The 15079-nt window shown below is 38.3% G+C and carries 16 protein-coding genes and 1 pseudogene; 10 read left to right on the top strand and 7 right to left on the bottom strand.

Translation table 11 applies throughout. The features are described from left to right. Positions 1-137 precede the first annotated feature (137 nt). Positions 138-695, top strand: a complete 558-nt coding sequence (locus tag GNT69_RS17710; RefSeq protein WP_203556322.1) for a DUF3939 domain-containing protein — start codon at positions 138-140, stop codon at positions 693-695. 91 nt (positions 696-786) lie between these two features. Next, positions 787-1371 carry a YhcN/YlaJ family sporulation lipoprotein gene (locus GNT69_RS17705; RefSeq protein ID WP_203556321.1) on the top strand — a complete coding sequence of 195 codons (585 nt, stop codon included), beginning with the start codon at positions 787-789 and terminating at the stop codon, positions 1369-1371. A 646-nt stretch (positions 1372-2017) separates the two neighbouring features. Here the strand turns inward: GNT69_RS17705 and GNT69_RS17695 are convergent. Next, positions 2018-3424 (bottom strand): SpoVR family protein, encoded by a 1407-nt coding sequence (locus tag GNT69_RS17695; protein WP_203556320.1) that lies wholly within the window; start codon positions 3422-3424, stop codon positions 2018-2020. 213 nt (positions 3425-3637) lie between these two features. Between GNT69_RS17695 and GNT69_RS17690 the strand changes: the two genes are divergently transcribed. Continuing rightward, a complete protein-coding gene (locus GNT69_RS17690; RefSeq protein ID WP_203556319.1) occupies positions 3638-3898 on the top strand; it encodes a YhdB family protein in 261 nt (86 codons plus the stop codon). 296 nt (positions 3899-4194) lie between these two features. On the opposite strand, the gene GNT69_RS17685 is transcribed toward GNT69_RS17690, so the two are convergent. Further along, the gene (locus GNT69_RS17685) at positions 4195-5943 is read right to left on the bottom strand and encodes a phospho-sugar mutase (RefSeq protein WP_203556318.1); all 1749 of its coding nucleotides are present in this window, start codon (positions 5941-5943) and stop codon (positions 4195-4197) included. Between the two features lie 161 nt (positions 5944-6104). Further along, positions 6105-6506 (bottom strand): YhcU family protein, encoded by a 402-nt coding sequence (locus tag GNT69_RS17680; protein ID WP_203556317.1) that lies wholly within the window; start codon positions 6504-6506, stop codon positions 6105-6107. 194 nt (positions 6507-6700) lie between these two features. Between GNT69_RS17680 and GNT69_RS17675 the strand changes: the two genes are divergently transcribed. Further along, complete coding sequence (locus tag GNT69_RS17675; protein ID WP_203556316.1) at positions 6701-7618, top strand: RluA family pseudouridine synthase; 918 nt, start codon at positions 6701-6703, stop codon at positions 7616-7618. 73 nt (positions 7619-7691) lie between these two features. Here the strand turns inward: GNT69_RS17675 and GNT69_RS17670 are convergent, their stop codons facing one another. Continuing rightward, positions 7692-7952, bottom strand: a complete 261-nt coding sequence (locus GNT69_RS17670) for a GlsB/YeaQ/YmgE family stress response membrane protein (protein ID WP_203556315.1) — start codon at positions 7950-7952, stop codon at positions 7692-7694. Positions 7953-8348: 396 nt separating this feature from the next. On the opposite strand from GNT69_RS17670, the gene GNT69_RS17665 reads away from it, so the two are divergent. Further along, positions 8349-8885, top strand: coding sequence for a D-glycero-alpha-D-manno-heptose-1,7-bisphosphate 7-phosphatase (locus GNT69_RS17665; protein WP_203556314.1), 537 nt, complete (start codon positions 8349-8351; stop codon positions 8883-8885). Positions 8886-8936: 51 nt separating this feature from the next. Here GNT69_RS17665 and GNT69_RS17660 read toward each other — a convergent pair whose 3' ends face one another. Continuing rightward, entirely contained in the window at positions 8937-9257 is a 321-nt protein-coding gene (locus GNT69_RS17660; RefSeq protein ID WP_203556313.1) for a hypothetical protein, read from the bottom strand. Positions 9258-9554: 297 nt separating this feature from the next. On the opposite strand from GNT69_RS17660, the gene GNT69_RS17655 reads away from it, so the two are divergent. Continuing rightward, a complete protein-coding gene (locus tag GNT69_RS17655) occupies positions 9555-10385 on the top strand; it encodes an aldo/keto reductase (RefSeq protein ID WP_203556312.1) in 831 nt (276 codons plus the stop codon). Positions 10386-10536: 151 nt separating this feature from the next. Then, entirely contained in the window at positions 10537-11508 is a 972-nt protein-coding gene (locus tag GNT69_RS17650; protein WP_203556311.1) for an NAD(P)H-dependent flavin oxidoreductase, read from the top strand. Between the two features lie 86 nt (positions 11509-11594). Here the strand turns inward: GNT69_RS17650 and GNT69_RS17645 are convergent, their stop codons facing one another. Together GNT69_RS17645 and GNT69_RS26260 are read right to left on the bottom strand one after the other, a co-directional pair. Continuing rightward, positions 11595-12368, bottom strand: coding sequence for an NRDE family protein (locus GNT69_RS17645; RefSeq protein ID WP_203556310.1), 774 nt, complete (start codon positions 12366-12368; stop codon positions 11595-11597). 500 nt (positions 12369-12868) lie between these two features. Further along, positions 12869-13796, bottom strand: a pseudogene (locus tag GNT69_RS26260) (transposase zinc-binding domain-containing protein); the annotation flags it as partial. 156 nt (positions 13797-13952) lie between these two features. On the opposite strand from GNT69_RS26260, the gene GNT69_RS17635 reads away from it, so the two are divergent. The 3 genes from GNT69_RS17635 to GNT69_RS17625 all read left to right on the top strand — a co-directional run. Further along, positions 13953-14147: a hypothetical protein gene (locus GNT69_RS17635; protein ID WP_203556309.1), complete on the top strand. Its 195-nt coding sequence runs from the start codon at positions 13953-13955 to the stop codon at positions 14145-14147. Continuing rightward, positions 14144-14497: an IS66 family insertion sequence element accessory protein TnpB gene (tnpB, locus tag GNT69_RS17630; RefSeq protein WP_343206528.1), complete on the top strand. Its 354-nt coding sequence runs from the start codon at positions 14144-14146 to the stop codon at positions 14495-14497. The genes GNT69_RS17635 and tnpB overlap by 4 nt, the downstream gene beginning before the upstream one ends. A 77-nt stretch (positions 14498-14574) precedes the next feature. Beyond that, positions 14575-15079, top strand: a 505-nt coding sequence (locus GNT69_RS17625) for an IS66 family transposase zinc-finger binding domain-containing protein (protein WP_203556307.1), incomplete at its 3' end; no start/stop codon positions are given.

Below are 15079 nucleotides of genomic sequence, written 5' to 3'. Positions count from 1 at the left end.
TTAAAATTTATTCACATTTCGTCTTCGTTTTTCCCAAAAATTATGAATATTCCCTTTTTCTTAAAGAAGAACATAGGAAAAGGTTGGCATATTATATATAATGTAATTGGCGATGACATCTCAAAGGGGCGGAGAAAATGGAAAATTTTAATGGTGTTTCGTTTATTTTCATTTTTATTTTTATAGGTATTTGTTTTACACTCTATTTCTTTATTCAAAAACGAAATCCCTCAAACAAAGGTGAAGACAGGAAAACAAGCGAATGGACGAGTATTGAGGTCACACTTGAAGAGGTGATGCAGGCAGTTCGCCAGTTTTCCCTCAACCTTCCTGAAGGAGTTTCGCGAACCATTCTTGTGAAAGAAAATCATGAAATTGATTTTAAGCAATTAGCTCCGATCCTTCAAGGAATTCCTTCTGAACCATTTTATATGTCAAAAGAGACGTATGATATTTTTGAGGAGAAAGATAAACAGATTCCGCCTGTACTTGATCAAGTTCAACAAGCCGTAGACCTCTATGTAAAGGATCATAAACAATTTCCTGTCTTAGCTTATGACCCGCTTCGACGCGTAAACTATTTTCTGCTTGTAAAAGGTCATTATCTTAAAGAAGCACCAGAATTTGATTTATATATTACAAATTATGATGGTATAATTAGTCCTCATAAACCGAAAGAACGGTCGAAACACTGAGACGAACATTCCTTTTGCATTCATACTTGTATAGTTTTCTACAATTTTTGGAATCCTATCCATGAAAATGCCGGAAAAAGGACTGATTTGATTGCAAAAGAAGCGTTTATTACAATGGGCATGCCTTGCTCTTGCCTTTCATCTAGCGGGATGTTCAGTTAGTTCCGATGAAGAACTGAACCCTAAGACGATGGATTTCACCGGACGAGACACGATTGGGGAGAATAACTCATTTGATTCAACAAATGGTGTTGAAATCAATGGGGATAATACGAGCAATCTCCGCGATGAACAGCGGATTCAAATGAATCAAGAAAGATATGAACAAATTATTAATAGTCAAACGAAGATAACCCTTGAGGAAATTACAGCTGATCAAGTCGCTCTTATGGATGGCATCTTAGATGCGATTATTCTTGAAACAGATAACAATGCCTATGTTGCTTTACAATTACAAATAAATACCGATTCAATCTCAGAAGAGTTGCGAAAAAAGATTACTCACGTCGTGCAAGCAAATGTTGAACAGGCAGATTCTGTTTTTATATCAGGCAACCCCGAATTTTACCAACGAATGCAATCGTATGAACAAGCGATTAAATATGGCGAACATACAGATTCCTTTATCCATGATTTCGCCGAAACCATTCGCAGAATCTTCCCAGACGCGAGGTAAAATGAAAAGCGGAGGCGACTGCACAGGGACGACAAGCATAAGAAACGCCCTGTAAGAAGGTGTTCTTTACCTTCTGAAAGGGAGTGGCTTATGACTCGAGTCCCTAGGAGCCGCAGCTAGACAAACGAAAAGCGGAGGCGACATGGGCAGCCCCGACAAGCATATCCATAAGCAAAGCAGCAGCCAATGGCTGCTGCTTCCATTTTTAACAACAATCACTTTGATTTCCTAGTAAGACTAGGCCGTTTTGTTGTTTATCATAATCCAGTGTCAATCCTTCAGTATAGTCATTAATGTCTGCATCAATCGCAACTTGAATTTGATTAATTACCATTACTTTATCTTTTGCTTCCGGCTCATCCAGAGCTAGACCAACTTGTGGCCCTCCTCAGCCATAGCCAGAGAAAAAGACACGAATTCCTGGCGCATTTTTTTCTTCAATTACTTGCTTAATCACTTCACGTGCATCATCTGTAATATGCATATTCCCTTCCCTTTCCATATTCATTTATTTACTTGGAGATTATAACACCAATTCCTTGTTTAAACACGAAAAATGACTCGTCTTTTGATGAGACAAGTAATCGTAGCTTTCCCTGATTTCATAAAAAAACAGTGAACCCTTTTGATTCACTGCTTTTCCAGATTATATATACTTCCGATGAATTCCCTTTCCATCAAATGTAAAGAGCATGACACGATCTTCTACAATCGTTTCAATATGGACTTTACGTCCCCACAACTGGTGAATGTATGGCATCACCTTTTCTAAGTACTTAATATCCAGTTCAATGCCTTCGTAGCTGTGTTTAATATGCAATTCTCCGTTTTTCTGATAATCACCATCAACCACCATTAAATATGGGAACCCACCGTTTACTCTCATACCGACTAATTGGTCACGAACTTCTTCCCATTGTTTATCAACAATCTTATATTCCTTCCCTTGTTTCTGGAACAAATACATATCTTCTCGCATGACAAGTTCTTTCGTTAAATAATTGCGCAAAAAGGAAATATCTGATTCAATTTCCCGCACTTCAAAGATTTTTTCTCGTCCAGAACCTGGCTGGGCGCCCCTAGCTTTCATTTTTTCTGTTGGATTATTATATCTTTCCTCAATGTCTTCAAATATTTTCAGCCCAAGATAATATGGATTAATCCCAGTTTTGGAAGGCTGAACAACCCCTGCATTTAATTTTGCAAATTCAATGGCCTCACCTGTAGTTAAATCGAGTTCACGTATAATTCGTTGATGCCAATATGACGCCCAGCCCTCATTCATGATCTTTGTCTCAAGCTGCGGCCAAAAGTAAAGCATTTCCTCACGCATCATCGTCAAAATATCTCGCTGCCAGTCTGCCAACTCACGACTGTATGATTCAATAAAAAGCAACAAATCCTTTTCTGGTTGAGGCGGGAAGTTTTTCTTCTTCTTCTTTTTCTTTTCTACCCCAGTTTTCGGTTTATCTAAATTCCAAAGATCATCAAATTCACTTTCCTTATCTGTTTCTTCTTCCTCGTATACATCATCCATCGTCCAATTTAGTTTCGGTCTCATAAGCGATGGGTCAATATGCTCTTCAATCGCTAAAACAGCATCTAGGAATGTCTCTACTTCACGTTTTCCGTGTTCAATCTCATATTGTCTAATCCTCTCGGCCGTTGCCGCCATACTTTCAACCATATCACGCTTTGTGTTTTGAAAACGGACATTATTTTTAAAGAAATCACAATGCGCAAGAACATGGGCAACAATTAATTTGTTCTGGATTAATGAGTTTGAATCGAGTAAAAACGCATAACAAGGGTCCGAATTAATGACTAGCTCATAAATTTTTGATAACCCTAAATCGTAATGAAGCTTCATTTTGTGGTATTGCTTTCCAAAACTCCAATGTGAATACCTTGTGGGCATTCCATAAGCTCCAAATGTATAAATAATATCAGCAGGGCAAATTTCATAGCGCATCGGATAGAAATCTAAGCCAAATCCCCGGGCAACCTCGGTAATTTCAGCGATGGCATAATTCAGTTCTTTATCCTCAGACACCCATCTCTCCCCCTTTCTTTACTTATATACATATGTATGTATATAAAAGGCAAAAGATGAGCGAGCTTTCAAATCATCTTCAGCAATCCGTCTATTCTTTTATACAGGAAGATATTGAAAAGCTTGTAATATGAGCAAGTCCAAGTTTTTCTCCGAAGTTTTTTTTATAAAGTACATATAATAAATTCAACTCCTCGTAAGGAGGAATGTTTAATGAAAAAAGCGGACTATGACCGCGCGCTTTACTATACACACCGGTCAGAATGGGATAACCTGCTCATTTTAATGGTACGAACAGAGGATCATTTTTTAGCAAAGAAGATTGAGCATTTTCTTCATGCATATAACTTTGAAAGCGACTACTCAGTCATTGAGAAACATTTATATTCTTTGCTACGATACATCGACCATGCGAATGAAGTGACCGTTGAGATGCAACCTATCGATTCTGATACAGCCGTACCAATCATGTAAACGAACCTTACCTTTATCTGATGAATTCCACCAATATAACACGGCACTTTCATAGTGCCGTGTTACCAATAAAACGTAGTACTTCAACAATAACAATGGTAAAATATGTCTTTTGTAGAGTAAAGTTGTGATTTTGTAGAGTAAACGTGCGAAACCGTAGAGTAAATGGGTGAATCCGTAGAGTAACTTGTTCGTTTCGTAGAGTAAATGGGTAAAAACGTAGAGTAAATGGCTAGAACGAACAAAAATTGGATAAAACCGAAATGAGATTGTCCCATTTCGGTTCCTCCTTATTTTTATTCTTTTTGTTTCGCCACTTCCATATGCTTTTCAACAACTTCCATGAAGTTCCTTTCTAGCGTCTGGAGCTTTTCTTTGCTTGATGCAAGGCTATCGCCATTTACTCCAAAATAAAATTTAATCTTTGGCTCTGTACCAGATGGACGGGCACACACCCATGAACCATCTTCGAGAATATATTTCAGCACATTTGACTTCGGGAAATCAATTGTCTCTTGAATTCCATCAGCTGTTTGTCTATTCCCAATTAAATAATCCTCAACTACGGTCACTTTTAAATCACCAATCATTGTTACGCCAAACTCACGAAAAACAGATAGTGTTTTTTCGATCAATTCCGAACCTTCTTTTCCTTTAAGAGTTAACGAACGCAATCCTTCTTGGTAATAGCCGTATTCTTTATAAATGCTTAACATAGCCTCATACAGAGACATGCCTCTCTTTTTATAATACGCACAAACTTCAACAGCTAAAACGGCCGCTTGAACGGCATCCTTATCGCGGGCAAAATCACCGATTAAGTACCCATAGCTTTCCTCATAGCCAAATAAAAATTGATACTCCCCTGTTTGTTCATAGCCTTGCACTTTTTCAGCGATAAATTTAAAACCAGTTAATACATCAATCGTATTTATATCAAAAGATGCGGCAATCGCTCTGCCTAATTCGGATGTAACAATTGTTTTTAAAACAACCCCATTGGCAGGTAGAACACCTTTTGCTTTTTTCTGAGTTAAAATATAATGAAGCAGTAGTGCACCTGTCTGATTTCCAGTGAGAAGCTTATAGTCGCCCTCCTCATCTTTTACTGCAATTCCAAGTCGATCGGCATCAGGGTCTGTAGCAATCAAAATATCCGCATTTGTTTTTTTGCCATCCCTAATGGCTAACTCGAATGCTGCACCCTCTTCAGGGTTTGGACTTTTTACAGTCGAAAACTGAGGATCGGGAAGCTCCTGCTCTTTTACAACGGTGATATTCTTATATTTCATTGCAAGTAGACCATGGCGAACAGGAAGATTTGCCGTCCCATGAAGCGGTGTGAAGACAATATTTACATCTGTTTCATCAGCAAGCTGCGGATTTTCAGAAATCGTCAACAATTTCCCAAGGTAAGCATGATCAACTTCCTCACCAATCATTTGAATGAGTCCTTTATCTTTTAACTCTTGTTCATCTAACACATCTAGCGTCAACTCATCCTTTATTTCATTCACCTTCGCAACGACAAGGTCCGCACGCTCCGGTGGCAATTGGCCACCATCAGGACCATAAACTTTATAGCCATTATACTCAGGTGGGTTATGACTAGCTGTGATGACAATTCCTGCAAAGGCATGAAGATGCCGAACAGCGAAGCTCAACAGCGGAGTTGGTCGCAGTTCTTCAAACACATATGTATGAATTCCGTTTGTCGCTAATGTTTTCGCTGCCTCCATAGCAAATTCAGGAGATTTATGTCTGGAGTCATAGGCGATGACGACACCGCGTTTTTTCGCTTCCTCACCATGATCAGCAATATATTGTGCTAATCCCCATGTTGCCTTCCTAATTGTATAGAGGTTCATCCGGTTTGTTCCCGGACCAATTTCCCCTCGCATTCCCCCTGTTCCAAATTCTAACTCCTTATAAAAGGCATCCTCTAATTTTTTCTCATCTCTTTTCAAAGCTGCCAATTCTTGCTTTAATTCCTCATCTAGTCCGTTATAACGACTCCAAGCATCCACTTTATTTTTCCAGTTCATTCATTCTCCTCCATCATAAAATGTACTACTACCATTATAAAGACATTCTCAACTATAACCAACCTAGACTTCATGACATATTTCGAGTCCATTTTTAGACAATACAAGAATTCCATCTATAAAAAAATCAACACCTGTACCAAAATATACAGGTGTTGATTTTACACAAGATAGCTATTTGCAGCTTTCGAATAAACGCTGATATAGTTGTCAACATTTTCTTGACGAACCTTTAAAAATTGCTGGAATTCAAATGGAAAGTAAAGACCAAAGTCTTTTAATGTTTTCGCGTTTTTTTGAAAAATTTCATCATAGTCCTCTAAAAGGGAGTGTGATTCTAATATAGAAATAATCGTTTGGAGACTTGTAATCACTCGAAAAGCTTCGCCCAATGTATTGAAATTTTCGTACTGGTCTTTTGTTGTGTGTAAGACCTTATGTTTTTCAAACTCGAGAATGTCTTCATCAGAAAAATACAGTGGTAAAACCTCTGAATAAAAATATTGAGCAAGCTCCTCTACTTTCTCCATTTGATCTGGTGTTGATGCAAAAACAATTTTCAATGATGAACCCACCTTTTACTACACTTTTTCTCTACTCAGATACATTAAGAATAACATAGATAAACAGGAAAAAATGTGGTAATTATGACCATGAGGGGAATCGAGTAAAGGTTGACAAAGTGATTTATTTCTGTCATTTGTATAGGAAGAAACACTGCTTAAAGACAGCGAATTTAATCGAAGGGAAAGATAAAGTGAAAACAGTGCAAAAAGGGAATTGGTTCGAAATCATCATACCAGAAAAGTGGACAACCTTTACCCTTGATGATTTATTAAGAACAAGTTGGAAAGTACCTAAAAAAATGCTTCATCAATTTAAAATGGAAAAAAAAGTTTTACTAAATGGAGCACTACCCGATTGGCATAAGAAGTTAATTTCTGGAGTGAAACTCCAAATCGAATTGTTCACACCTGAAGCGTACGGGGTAATCCCTACTTACCACGATATTGAGATTTTGTATGAAGATGAACATCTTCTCGTTTTAAACAAACCAGCGGGCATGGATACCCATCCTAATGAGCCAACAGACACAAACACACTAGCAAATGCAGTTGCCTTTCACCTTCAAGCAAATGGCATAAAATTAAAGCCTCGGCACATTCATAGACTCGACCGTGACACTACTGGTGCTGTTTTGTTTGCTAAAACGGCTTTAGCAGGAGCAATGCTGGACAGAATGTTAGAAAAGCGAGAAATAAAACGGACATATTTAGCGATTGTCGAAGGGCTCCTTCATAAGAAGCATGGAACGATTAACAAACCGATTGGAAGCGACAGACATCACCCTGTACGTCGTCGTGTTTCGCCTACAGGCCAAACAGCGATTACCCATTTTAAAGTGTTAAAATCCGACAGGAACGAAAATAACACATTAATTCAATGTCATCTCGATACAGGGCGAACACATCAAATTAGGGTTCATTTTAGTGATATCGGTCATCCTTTAGTAGGAGATTCACTATATGGCGGGAGCAACATCTATTCACGTCAAGCACTCCATGCGATTAAATTAGAGTTTACTCACCCATTCACAGAAGAGTTCATAAGCTGTTATGCTCCGTTTATTGACAGACCGGCTATATTTAAAAATATTGACCCTTCCTCTTATTAAAAAAATAAAATCCTCCCACTATGGAAGGATTTTATTTTTTATTACCATTTATGGGGATATTTCCTGAAAATATTTAGTCTGTCGATTTTCTCATACTTCTCATCACAAAGCTCGCAATAAATACAAGTGCAATCGCGCCAATCAACGCAGGAATAATCGCGAAATTAGCAACAACTGGTCCCCATGTTCCGAAAAACGCATGCCCTAGCCAGGCACCGATAAAACCTGCAATAATATTGCCAAATACACCTCCAGGTACATCTTTACCTAAAATCATTCCGGCTAACCACCCGATGATTCCACCAATTATTAATGACCATAAAAAACCAAACATCCTTGGTCCTCCTTTTGACATAAAGTATATGCAGTCCATTGTGGTTCATATGACCCACCAGGGAATGTCCCCTTATAAAAAGTATGCTTAAGAAAAGATTTTTTTACTCTTTTTTTTCGTTGGTTATTATTTCCACTAAAAAACACAATATGTAAAAGCAAAGGCGATTGCCGCGTCACAATCGCCTAAATTTATATAAACGGCTTATCGCCTGTGTAGTAACCATTTCCCTCCTGAAATTTGTCCTAAACACGAAGCAAACTATTTTCAAAAAGTGGGCATTTTCATTACATTTTATATAGAGGAGTTACAAGACAAATATTATTTCTAATTCTGAATAACACTAACAAAACAAAATGAATTTGCTTTAACATACGAATATGGGAGGGGATAAACTTGAAGAAAGCCATTTTTCTTGATCGTGATGGAGTTTTGAACGAAGTATTAACTTCGCGAGTGAAGTTCGTAAACGAGCCGAAAGACCTTTATTTACTCGAAGGAGCAGCAGAAGCAGTTGCTGATCTTAGCAAAGCTGGGTATGACATTTTCGTTGTCACAAACCAAGGTGGAGTCGGTCTAGGCTTTTTAAAGGAGAAAAACTTACAAAAGATCCACACTTATTTAAATCAATTAGTTCAAGAGCATGGTGGGGTTATTAAAGAATTTGCTTACTGCCCGCATAAACCGAAAGCAGGTTGTGAGTGTAGAAAACCAAATGCAGGAATGCTCATTGATCTCGCAAACCGATACGAGTTATCGCTTCCAGAAAGTGTAATGGTCGGAGATCATGAACGTGATATTGAAGCTGGAAAAAAGGCAGGTTGTAAAACAGTGTTTATTGGAGAAGAAGAAACAGCAGCTGACCGTAAAGCGCCTAACTTGCAAGCAGCAGTTCCCGCTATATTAAATTTATTGGATCATCGAAAACAATAAAAAAACGCTGTTCAATTAACTTGGACAGCGTTGAAGGCGGGAAATTTATTATTATGTAGAATAAGTCAAGACGACTTTTTGCGGCTTATATGTTTCATTGTACTCAGCTGTTTTTAACCTTTCACATGAGGGCATTTCAAAGGAAAAATCTTGAACCTCCTCTGGAATAACTCCTTTTGCTTTTAACTTCTCAAAAACGGTCTGCATCGCAATTTCTGTGTCGATACATTCATCACTTCCTTCTTGTTTGAAGCAATCCACGCATAGCTCGACAATATTTGGGTCAACCTTTTCCTGAGTAAAAACGAGTTTTGCCCCCGTCAAGTTCTCTACTTCCCTGTTCTCCAGCTCAATAATGGTTGTAATATTCACTTTTGTTCCCTCCCTATTCATTACAATCTCATTATAGTAAGCTTTTCCATTAAACGGGGGTATTTACTCAACTTTTCATTTATTAGTCACATATTTAGACAAAAGTTTGTCAAACGAGAAAAGCGCTTTCATTCAAGTCATTCTTTAAATAGCCATATTGCTTAACTCAGCTCAATCCATATCGACTAGCCATTTTGTGAACTTTCCAACATATTTGTGAGATTTCATTGTCTTTCTTTTTCTTTCAATAAATATATGAGAAGATATATTTATATACATTTATTGGAGGGTTTTCAGATGCCAAAAAATCTTCAAGATACAACGACATTACATAACGGAGTTAAAATGCCTTGGCTTGGACTTGGCGTTTACAAGGCTCAAGATGGGAAAGAAGTGATCCATGCTGTAAAAACGGCTATTAAGCATGGCTACAGAAGCATCGACACAGCTTCCTTCTATGACAATGAAGAAGGAGTAGGAATCGCCATCAAAGAAGCTGGGGTTCCTAGGGAAGAGTTGTTCATTACGACAAAAGTTTGGAACACAGAACAGGGATATGACGCAACCATTCATGCATTCGAAACGAGCATTAAAAAGCTCGGCCTTGACTATCTTGATCTCTATCTCATTCATTGGCCTGTTGCTCAGAAATACAAAGAGACATGGAAAGCACTTGAAAAACTTTATCGAGACGGACGTATACGTGCGATTGGTGTTTGCAATTTTCAAATCCACCATCTCAAAGATCTAATCCGAACGGCTGAAGTGAAACCAATGGTCAATCAAGTCGAATTTCACCCGAGTTTAACTCAAAAGGAACTGCTTGCTTATTGCAAACAAGAAAACATCCAACTAGAAGCGTGGGCGCCATTAAAAAGAGGAAGACTTCAAGATGACCCGACGATTGTCGAACTTGCAGAAAAATATAAGAAAACACCAGCGCAAATTATTCTTCGTTGGGATTTGCAACATGAAGTGGTAACAATCCCGAAATCGGTAAAAGAACATCGACTTATCGAAAATTCAAATGTATTTAATTTTGAACTTTTAGCGGAAGATATGAAAAAAATTGATCAATTAAATAAAAACGAACGGACTGGGCCAGACCCAGATAACTTTGACTTTTAACTAGCGAGGAATTTCCCTCGCGTTTTTATTTTAACTCCAATTAATAATAGCAACTTTTATTACCTAGTGACAAAAGTCACATATTTTTTCACTCAGGAATGTTACAATTCAAAAGGATAACCATCTATACTTCGAGAAACGAGGGTTAAAAATGAATTTTCCACAACTCAAAATTGGCCATATGGTTCCAAAGTTCCCGATCATGCAAGGTGGAATGGGCGTTGGAATCTCACTAAGTAAACTTGCCTCTGCTGTTGCTAATGCTGGTGGAATAGGAACTATTTCAGGAACTGGGATTACCGTTTCCGAAATGCGTAATCATATAAGGGAAGCTAAGAAACAAGTAAAAGATTCTGGTTATATTGGCGTAAATGTATTGTTTGCCATGAATGACTTTGCAGATAAAATGAAAGCAGCACTTGAAGAAAAGGTAGATTTTATTATTTCTGGTGCTGGAATTTCAAGAGATATGTATGCGTGGGGAAAACAAGCAGGAATTCCTGTCCTCTCAATTGTGTCCTCAGCAAAACTTGCCAGAATCTCCGAACGACTCGGTGCTGCTGCTGTTGTCGTTGAAGGAGTTGACGCGGGAGGTCATTTAGGAACAGACCGCAATGTGTTCGACATTCTTCCGGAAGTAGTCGAAGCCGTTAACATCCCAGTTTTGGCAGCTGGTGGGATCTTGACTGGTGAAGATGTTGTGAAGGCAATGGATTTAGGAGCCGCGGGCGTGCAAATGGGGACAAGATTCGTGGCAAGTGAAGAGTGCGATGCTCCGCTCGTATTTAAACAGAAATACGTTGAAACAGAAGAAACGTTCCTCTTGAAGACGACTGTCGGATTAGAAGGAAGAGTGATTACAAATCATTTTTCGGATTTGGTCTTGAATACAGATAAATTACGAATTAAAAGCTGTCAAAATTGCCTTAAAAATTGCTCTTACAAATTTTGTACACTTGATTCTTTATTTACAACGATGAATGGCGATATCGATAATGGACTCCTTTTTGCAGGTTCACGTGTCGGTGAAATAAAGGATATTTTACCGGTGCAAACGATCATCAAAAACCTTGCTGCCGAATATGCCGAAGCCATCCAATCTCGACAAGTAAAAACGATTTAAGCAAAGGACAAGTTCTTTCCTTGTCCCTTAGGAAGAACAGCTGAAACAGCTGTTCTTTTTTTTTCCTGCAAGGGGTCTTTGATAACTCACAAAGGAAATGAATAGCTCCGTTCCTCTCCTTTTTCTGCATCATAGATTCTTTCTACGTATTGAACATGCTCGCTCCCCATTAATAAAACCGTTGAACTTCTCGTGCCATAGCCTTCACTTTTAATAAATAATGGCGAGAGAATTCTTTCCATTTCCAGGCTAACGCCAGTTTTAGGCAGTAATTCGTCTAAAGCAGACTCAGCATTCAACAAGAGTTCAAATAGCTGCTCTATCATCTTTTCATCATTTAGGTGATTTTGTATATTCCCTTTCACAATTTCGTCGAGTCCGTTCTTTCCAATTTGAACCTTGGGCCAATTCGTATTTAACAAATGGTTGCTAAGCCCATAAACTCCAGGCTGAATCGCTGTAACTTCATTACTGACATTTGAATAATAAAACAGTCCTTTGACATCTCCGACCAATAAATTATAACCAGGATACATGTTTCTACTTTCAGCAACAGTATGTAGATACTCTTCAGGATTGGCATTGCCTTTTAAAAAGTCAGCGACTAAATTTCCTCGTGTATGCTTTCCTACGGTGTTTTCATTTGGATCTCGATAATTTGTTAACGCAGCAAAACGTGCTGAAGTTGTTATCCCCATCCATGTACCCATTTTTTCTAAATCACGCCCTGCTATAATGCTCGGCTCATCGTCCCAATAATTAGCAGGAGCCGTTGGTCGTCGATAGAATTCATCACGATTTGCAGCAACAATGAGAGGATATGTTGGATGCAACTTATAAGCAAAGAGAATTAAACACATTTTTCCCCCGCCTTTCTAAAAGCGTTTTTTTACCATTTTAACTTAGAAATGATAAAAGAACGATAAATAAGCAATATTTTTCATGCTAATCAATCTTTAATGGTATTCTATAAAATCATAAATTGTTAATTTATTGGAAAATTATCTTGATGACATCGGCGTTTATCCCCCACTTATCTTTACTCCTTCACTCGAAATCTTGAAATGGAGTATTACGGCCCGTTAACCTGCGATGAAAAATGGAATAAGAAAAACCGGGCAAAAACCGCCCGGTCCTTTTTTGGTTAGAGGACATCCGAAATTTTGTACTCTACACCATGTACTCCTTTATAATATTCAGGGTACATCTGTCCACCACACTCCTCGCATGAAAACATTGGCGGGGTAGTTGGATCTCCATCATCCCTTAAATCAAAGTCGCTGACCACATTCAACGGAATGTCCTCCTTCTCATGACACGCTAAACAAACAAAGCTGACGCTCTGTTTGCTTAACAGGTATTTGGAGGGGATTTGAGACATTGGTTTCTTTTTCTTCCCTTTTTTGCGTTTTTTGATGCTGGTGAGATTGTTATTCACCCTTTCTAAATAAGCTCTTGTCGTTGGGCACAAGGCTACCTTTATCTCTAGCTTACCATCTTCAAGGCAGACCTCTCCCTTGTATTCATAGTAACACTCACACCTCGGACAGACGAGGGGATCTTTTTTACCACTTGCTACTATTCTTTCACGCCACGTCTGACGACGTATGGTTTTCTTCACCTTGACAACCCACTTTCTCACCTTTTGTTGCCAAGTACTCAACATCTTTTTGCACAAGTTTTTTGATCTTCTTGAGTACATTCCATAATGACGAATTGTTTTAAATTGCTCATCAGGAATATGACGAATTAAACGTGAAATAAATTCTTCCACGCTTACAGTTTCAGTTTTTTCTTTTCCATCAGTTTTATCTTTATATGAAGTTTATCTTAGAACCAAAGGTGTGTAATCCTGCAATAATTTCAGGAGTTACTTTGGCTTTCTTCTTAAAAAAATCAATTAGTAGTCTTGCAGCTTCGTCCATTAAATCTTTTAATAAATGTCGATGAAGAAGAAACACATCTCTTAATCCTTCATCAATCGTAAAGATTACATGACGGTGATTAACTTGAAGAACATCCTCACTTAGTAAACGGCTCTACTCTTCGCTTTCACCAACAGAACAAGTTGTGCAGAAACGACCTTTACACCGATATGGAACTTTTCGAACATCATGACAGCCTTCACACACAAAAAGCTTAAATCCCTTTTTAATGTCCCCACAATCACGAAATTTCTCGACCTCCTTGACTACAATGGGACGGATTTTAGCACCGTGTTTTCTTTTAAAAGCTTCCCAATGTTGGTGTTTATCGAAAAAAATTTGTCGTAAAATGTTAGTCTCCATAAAACGAAAATACCACAGCGCGAATGACTGTGGTAGACCCAAAATTATATGCTTTCTTATCTTTTGAAAAGTAAGCCCGAATTCAAACAACGCATATTTTCATGCAGCGCCTCCTGATATGATACAAGTATCAATTTAAAAGGAGGTGCTTTTCTAATGCCGCAAGAGAAATTAACGATTGTCCCCGTTACACTTCATCGCGAAAATATAAGTACTCCCTCACCGACTCCTAAAGCAACACGTTCCTCTAGCAGTTGCATGATCAAAACGGCAAATGCTGAGGTCTCCTTTTATAACGGTGTAGAGGAGCATATCATCCAAACAATCATGAGGGAGTTGAAACATTGGTGAAACATGATTATACGGATGTGAAAAATATCTATATTATTTGTGGAAAAACGGACATGCGAAAAGGCATTGATGGATTGGCCACACTGATTCAAGATTCTTTCGAACTTGACCCATATGGCGATTCTATCTTCTTGTTTGCTGGATGGAAGAAGGACCGATATAAATGTCTCTATTTTGATGGTGATGGCTTTGCCATGCTTTACAAACGCTTGGATAATGGAAAACTACAATGGCCTAAAGATGAACAAGCGGTGCGCAATCTTTCACAGAAGCAGCTTCGCTGGCTACTTGAAGGTTTAGCAATCCAGCAGCCAAAGGCCATTCAACCATCGGAAAAGGGAATTTTTTAAATTTATTTTTCTTTATATCACTGTCCTATCTCGTTATAATAAAAGGAACGAGAATGAACGAAAAGTGGTGAATGGGTATGACGAGCGCTTCTTCTACGAATGAAAATCAATACGAGAAATTGATTCGAGTGCTTGAAGAGCAATTGGCACAGTCGAATCAACAAAACAGGGATTTATCAAAACAGATTGAAGCGTTAACAGACCAAGTACGCCATTTAACTAAGCTATTATATGGATCAAAAACGGAGAAATCGAAATACAATGTACCCGATGGACAAGGTTCATTATTTGATGATGACCCGTCTTTTAGCGAATCTGAGCACACAGAAGAACAAAGCCAACAGACGATTTTATATACTGTTGTACGCAAGATTCAAAAGAAAAAGCGAAATGATTCATTGAATGATGATGTGGAGGTAAAGGAAGTTCACCATCATCCAGAAAATACGCAATGCGATTGTTGTCAGGGACCAATGATTGAAATAGGCAGTACAATGGTGCGAGAAGAAGCAGAATTTATCCCTGCAAAAATGAAGAAAGTTCAATACTACGAACACGCATATGAATGTAAAAGTTGTAAAA

This window comes from Bacillus sp. B15-48 (genome assembly GCF_016879755.1).
Classification (GTDB): Bacteria; Bacillota; Bacilli; order Bacillales; family Cytobacillaceae; genus Mesobacillus_B.
This window is presented reverse-complemented; position numbering and strand designations above follow the sequence as displayed.